This is a genomic window from Nonomuraea sp. NPDC001684 (assembly GCF_053596515.1).
On sequence record NZ_JBSFGJ010000586.1, the window covers coordinates 1 to 4,891 of the forward strand.

6 protein-coding genes are annotated in these 4,891 nt (G+C 74.5%); 3 read left to right on the forward strand and 3 right to left on the reverse strand.

Annotated elements, in window-relative coordinates:
• Positions 1–912 (reverse strand): sensor histidine kinase (locus ACWCSD_RS47790; protein ID WP_449925668.1); only part of this gene is annotated, 912 nt, incomplete at its 3' end.
• Between the two features lie 172 nt (positions 913–1,084).
• On the opposite strand from ACWCSD_RS47790, the gene ACWCSD_RS47795 reads away from it, so the two are divergent.
• Positions 1,085–2,038, forward strand: coding sequence for an alpha/beta fold hydrolase (locus ACWCSD_RS47795; RefSeq protein WP_449925669.1), 954 nt, complete (start codon positions 1,085–1,087; stop codon positions 2,036–2,038).
• 37 nt (positions 2,039–2,075) lie between these two features.
• Positions 2,076–2,615: a GNAT family N-acetyltransferase gene (locus ACWCSD_RS47800; protein ID WP_449925671.1), complete on the forward strand. Its 540-nt coding sequence runs from the start codon at positions 2,076–2,078 to the stop codon at positions 2,613–2,615.
• Here the strand turns inward: ACWCSD_RS47800 and ACWCSD_RS47805 are convergent.
• Positions 2,578–3,594: a helix-turn-helix domain-containing protein gene (locus tag ACWCSD_RS47805; protein ID WP_449925673.1), complete on the reverse strand. Its 1,017-nt coding sequence runs from the start codon at positions 3,592–3,594 to the stop codon at positions 2,578–2,580. The genes ACWCSD_RS47800 and ACWCSD_RS47805 overlap by 38 nt on opposite strands.
• A gap of 70 nt (positions 3,595–3,664) precedes the next feature.
• Between ACWCSD_RS47805 and ACWCSD_RS47810 the strand changes: the two genes are divergently transcribed.
• The gene (locus tag ACWCSD_RS47810) at positions 3,665–3,988 is read left to right on the forward strand and encodes a cupin domain-containing protein (RefSeq protein WP_449925675.1); all 324 of its coding nucleotides are present in this window, start codon (positions 3,665–3,667) and stop codon (positions 3,986–3,988) included.
• A gap of 57 nt (positions 3,989–4,045) precedes the next feature.
• Here the strand turns inward: ACWCSD_RS47810 and ACWCSD_RS47815 are convergent, their stop codons facing one another.
• Positions 4,046–4,768 carry a hypothetical protein gene (locus ACWCSD_RS47815; protein WP_449925676.1) on the reverse strand — a complete coding sequence of 241 codons (723 nt, stop codon included), beginning with the start codon at positions 4,766–4,768 and terminating at the stop codon, positions 4,046–4,048.
• Between the last annotated feature and the right edge of the window lie 123 nt (positions 4,769–4,891).

The following is a 4,891-nucleotide window of genomic DNA, read 5'->3' on the forward strand; positions in this document are numbered from 1 at the left end:
GGCGTTCGTCAGGGCCTCCTGGACGACCCGGTAGGCGACGAACTCGGCGCTGCCCGCCGGTTCCGCCCGGCTGCCCTCCTCGGCGAACTCCACCGGCTGCCCCGCCCGGCGGGTCCGCTCCACGAGGGTGTGCAGGTCGGCGGCGGACGGCAGGCCGTCGGGGTCGTGATCGGCCTTGAGCAGGTCGAGCATGTGCCGCAGGTCGGCGATGGCGCGGCGGCCGGTGTCGGTGACGGCGTTCAGCGTCGCGTCGAGCCGTTCCGGGACGGCGGTCAGGTAGCGGGCGGCCTCGGCCTGCACCACCATCGCCGTCACGTGGTGCGTCACGACGTCGTGCAGCTCCCGGGCGATCCGGGTGCGTTCGGCGGCGCGGGTGGCCTCGGCGACGTGACGGCGGCGTTCCTCCTCGGCGGCCCGGGTCGAACGCAGCCAGGCCCCGATGCCCCAGGTGAGGGCCAGCGCCAGGTAGAACACCACGTACCCCTCGACCCGCTCGTCCGCGCCGAGCCGGTCGAGCGCGAGGGCCAGCGGCACGTACGCCAGCGACAGGAGGACCACGGTGACGCGCCGGAAACGCTCCAGATGGGCGCCCGCGCTGATGAGCGCGACGGGCAGCACGTTGCTCGCGAACAGGTGGTAGGCGCGCAGCTGGTCGAGGGCGAAGCCGAGCGACACCAGCACGAGGCACACCGCCGGCCACCGCCGCCGGACGGCGAGCGGCAGGCACTCCAGGGCGATCGCCACCAGGGCCACCCCGTCGAAGGGACGGGCGGGCAGGTCGCCCACCTGCGTGCCCTTGTCGTGCAGGCCCGGCAGGAGCGACGCGACGGCCACCAGCAGCCCGAACGGCAGATCCCGGACCACGACGTCGCACCGTCGCCACACCTCCGTGGCCCGCCGCAGATCGATCACCGGGCGAGCGTAGCGGCACCACGGGCGTGCCGGCGCCGATAAGCCTGCTTTGTCCCCCGTGCGAGCTACCGGGGAATGTCCACCGTGCGGTGACGATCCCGGCGCCGCCCGGTCCGTAACGTTGCGGGGCGGCCACGGCGTTCCGCCGGCCTTTCCCGTTCGTACCCCCGCCGTGCGCATCGCCTCCGCGGCGGCCGGCTCACTGGAGGACCTCATGCTCGCCAAGATCAGGACACCCGCCGCGGCCGTGCTGTGCTGCGTCGGTCTCGGCGCGGGGGTGGCCGGCTGCGACGGCGACGCGATGGAGAACTGGGACCCCTTCGCCGCCTCCACGCCCTCCGCGTCCTCCCCATCCTCCGCGCCGATCTCCGGCATCGAGAAGATCACCGTGGCGGGCCGGTCGGTGAACGTGTCCTGCTCGGGCGAGCCGGTCGAGGGCGGCCCGGTCGTCGTCCTGATGCACGGCGGCGGCGACGGGCTGGACAAGATGGCGTCCCTGCAGAAGACGTTGAGCGGCAAGCACCGGGTCTGCTCCTACGACCGGCTCGGCGCGGGCAAGAGCGACCAGCCGGACGGTCCGCAGGACCTCGCCGCCAGCGGCCGGATCCTGACCGGCGTGCTCGACCGCGTCGCCGGGAAGGCCCCGGTCGTCCTGGCCGGTCACTCGCTGGGCGGGCTGATCGCCGCCCGGTACGCCCCCGACCACCAGGACAGGGTCAAGGGCCTGGTCCTGCTGGACGCCACCCCGCCCACCATGATGAACGACATCGAGAAGGCGATCCCGAAGTCGGCCGAGGGCCCGGCCGCCGAGCTGCGCGCGCAGAACCTGGCGATCTTCCAGGGGCAGAACCCGGAGAAGCTGGTCATCCCCGACGGCCCGGTCCGCTCCGCCGGTGACATCCCGGTCGAGGTCGTCCGGCACGGCAAGCCGTACCTGGAGGCCCTGCCCGAGTACGGGCCGCGCCTGGAGCGGGCGTGGGCGGCGGGCCAGCGCAAGTGGCTGGCGCTGTCCGGCCGCGGCAAACTGAGCACGGCCGCGGGCAGCGAGCACTACATCTACGTGGACGAGCCCGGCGTCGCCGTCCAGGCCGTCGACCGCGTCGCCGATCAGGCGCGGAGCCGGTGATCCGGCCGGTCGCGGGGATCTGATAGAAGGCTGGATCATGACAGCAGCGTTCATCAGGTTCGTCCCTGACGATGTCGACGACCTGGTCGCCTTCCTGACCGGCGAGGACTGGCCCTTCCACGTCGGACGGCCGGAGGCCGAGGCCGTCCGGCGGCGGGCCGCCGACGGTCACTACGACGACGCGGACGAACGCACCTTCTGGGTGGTCTCCGAGGGCGAGCGGGCCGGGTTGATCAGGTTGCAGGACCTCGCCGACGAAGGGCCCGTCTTCGACCTGCGCATCAGGGCCGCCCACCGGGGGCGCGGGCTCGGCGGCCAGGCGGTGCGCTGGCTGACCGGCCACCTGTTCGCCGAGCTTCCGGGGATCACCCGGATCGAGGGCACCACCCGGCAGGACTACCTGGCCATGCGTGCCGTCTTCCGCGGCGCGGGCTTCGTGAAGGAGGCGCACTACCGCCGGGCCTGGCCGGGACGCGACGGACGCCTGTACGACTCGGTCGCCTACGCGATCCTGCGCTCGGACTGGGAGACCGGCGAGGTCACGCCGGTGGCGTGGGAGGACGAGCCCCGCCCCTGACGGCAGCCGGTCGCGAGGAGGCGCCGCCGTCGTGATCGCCGAACGAGCGGCGGTAGGCGGCGGGCGTGGTGTGCACCAGAGAGTGGAAACGTCTGCGCAGGTTGGCGGCCGAGGACAGGCCGACCCTGGCCGCGATCGTCTCCACGGGGAGGTCGGTCTCCTCCAGCAGGGCCCGCGCCGCCGTGACGCGCTGCTGGAGCAGCCATCGGCCGGGGCTGACGCCGAGCTGGCCGGCGAACCTGCGGGCGAGGGTCCGCGGGGAGACCCCGGCCCGTGCGGCGAGGTCGTCGAGGGTGAGGGGCTCGTCCAGCCGTTCGGCGGCCCAGTCGAGGAGCGGCGCGAGCGACTCCGGCCGGCGGTCCGTGGGGGGCGCGGTGCTGTACTGGAGCTGGCCGCCCTCGCGGTGCGGCGGCATGACCATGTGGCGGGCGATGTGCGCGGCGTAGGCCGCGCCGTGGTCGGCGCGGGCCAGGTGCAGGCACAGGTCGATGCCGGCGGCGGTGCCGGCGCTGGTGGCGAGGTCGCCCAGGTCGATGTACAGCGTGTCGGGTTCCACCTGTACGTCGGGAAAGCGGTCGGCGAGCTCGGCGGCGAGCCGCCAGTGGGTGGTCGCCCTGCGGTGATCGAGCAGTCCGGTCCCGGCGAGCAGGAAGGTTCCCGAGCAGATCGCGACGATCCGGGCGCCTCGCCGGTGGGCCCGCCGGATCGCGTCGATCACGGCGGGCGGCGCCGGGTCGTCGCGGCGGTGCCATCCGGGGATCACCACCGTGTCGGCGGCCTCCAGCGCGGACAGGCCCGCGCCGACCGCCATGTCGTACCCGGCCAGGGTCGGCACGGCGCCCGGACGCTCGGCGCACACCTGGAAGGAGTAGCGGGCGGGCAGACCCGGCCGGCGCACGCCGAAGACCTCCGCCGCGCACGCCAGCTCGAACGTGGACTGCGGCGGCAGGACCAGCGCCACCACTCGCTGAACGGTCATGGCAGGAAAGTACCGCCACACGTCAATCCAGACACTGGGCGGGGGACGGCGTCGCCGCGACGATGGGGTCATGACGCAAGACGCGAACGACGTCCAGATCCTGCACGTCGACGAGGTGGAAGCCGTCGAGGTCGTCCCCGGGATCGTCCGGCGGCGGCTGCCCGCCACCGACCGGGCCCGCGGCTGGATGTACGACTTCGCCCCGGGCACCGAATGGCCCGAGGTGGACGTGCACGGCGGCGAGGAACGCTACTACGTGATCTCGGGCGAGTTCATCGACCGGGGGCACCGGCTCGGGCCGGGCAGCTATGTCGTGTTCGCGCCGGGCAGCACGCATCGCCCGCGCACCGAGACGGGCGCCCGCATGCTGGGCATCAGCATCCTCACCCCGTAGGGACGCCGCAGGCAGGGGACCGGCGGGCGGCGTCAGTCACGCGGGCGGCGGACGGCGTCAGTCGCGCGGGCGGCGGACGCGGGGAACGGGCTGGCCGCGGCGGGCGGCCTCGGCCTCCAGCCGCTTCCGCAGCAGCCTGCCCTGGCCGAGGAACGAACGGCTGCGCTCCCGGCGGCTCCCCGCGAGGCTCCAGTCGTTGAGCGCCCGCTCGACCCGCACGCTCAGCCGGTCGCCCGCGCCGGTGGCCCGCCCGACCAGCACGACGTTCTCCTGCCACTCCATGGCCGGGCCGTGCCGGTGGAAGGTCAGGCACACCGGCCCGTCGGCCGCCTGGACGCCCGCGGGCAGCCGCAGGTCGAAGCCCGCCTCGGTGCGTACGGCCGAGCGGGTGGGCACGGCCAGCGGCATGCCGTCGGTCACCACGGTGACGACGGGCTCGCCCAGGCGGGCGGCGCGGCCGGCGAACGGCCGCCAGTCCGCCGGCGGTGCCGACCGGCTCGGCAGCCGGGGGCCGGTGGGGGCGGGATCGGAGGCGGGCGCGGCGACGTCCGCAGGGGCCGTCCAGATCTCGGGCGTCCTGGACAGGTCGCCCTCGGGCCACCAGACGATCCGCTCGGGGGTGACCTCCACCCAGATGCGGGCGAAGTACCAGCCCAGCCGCCTCACCAGGAACCACGGCATCCCGGCGAACCCGGCGCCGGTCTTGGCCAGCGACTCGCGGACGTACCGGTCGGTGCCGGCCTGCAGGTCCGCGTCGCGCACGGCCGCCCGGCCCTGCACCAGGACGACGGGCGCCCGGTCCGGCCCGCCCTGTCGTCAGGCCCATGCCGCCGATGTCCGGTCCCATGACCGCCACCACCTTGGAGGTGGTCATCGGGCCGGGCGCCACGGCGTTGACGCGTA

What these genes read in the sequence shown, in the direction of transcription:
- ACWCSD_RS47800 (WP_449925671.1), top strand. Translation starts at nt 2,076, where the DNA reads ATGACAGCAGCGTTCATCAGGTTCGTCCCTGACGATGTCGACGACCTG.
- ACWCSD_RS47805 (WP_449925673.1), bottom strand. Translation starts at nt 3,594, where the DNA reads ATGACCGTTCAGCGAGTGGTGGCGCTGGTCCTGCCGCCGCAGTCCACG.
- ACWCSD_RS47810 (WP_449925675.1), top strand. Translation starts at nt 3,665, where the DNA reads ATGACGCAAGACGCGAACGACGTCCAGATCCTGCACGTCGACGAGGTG.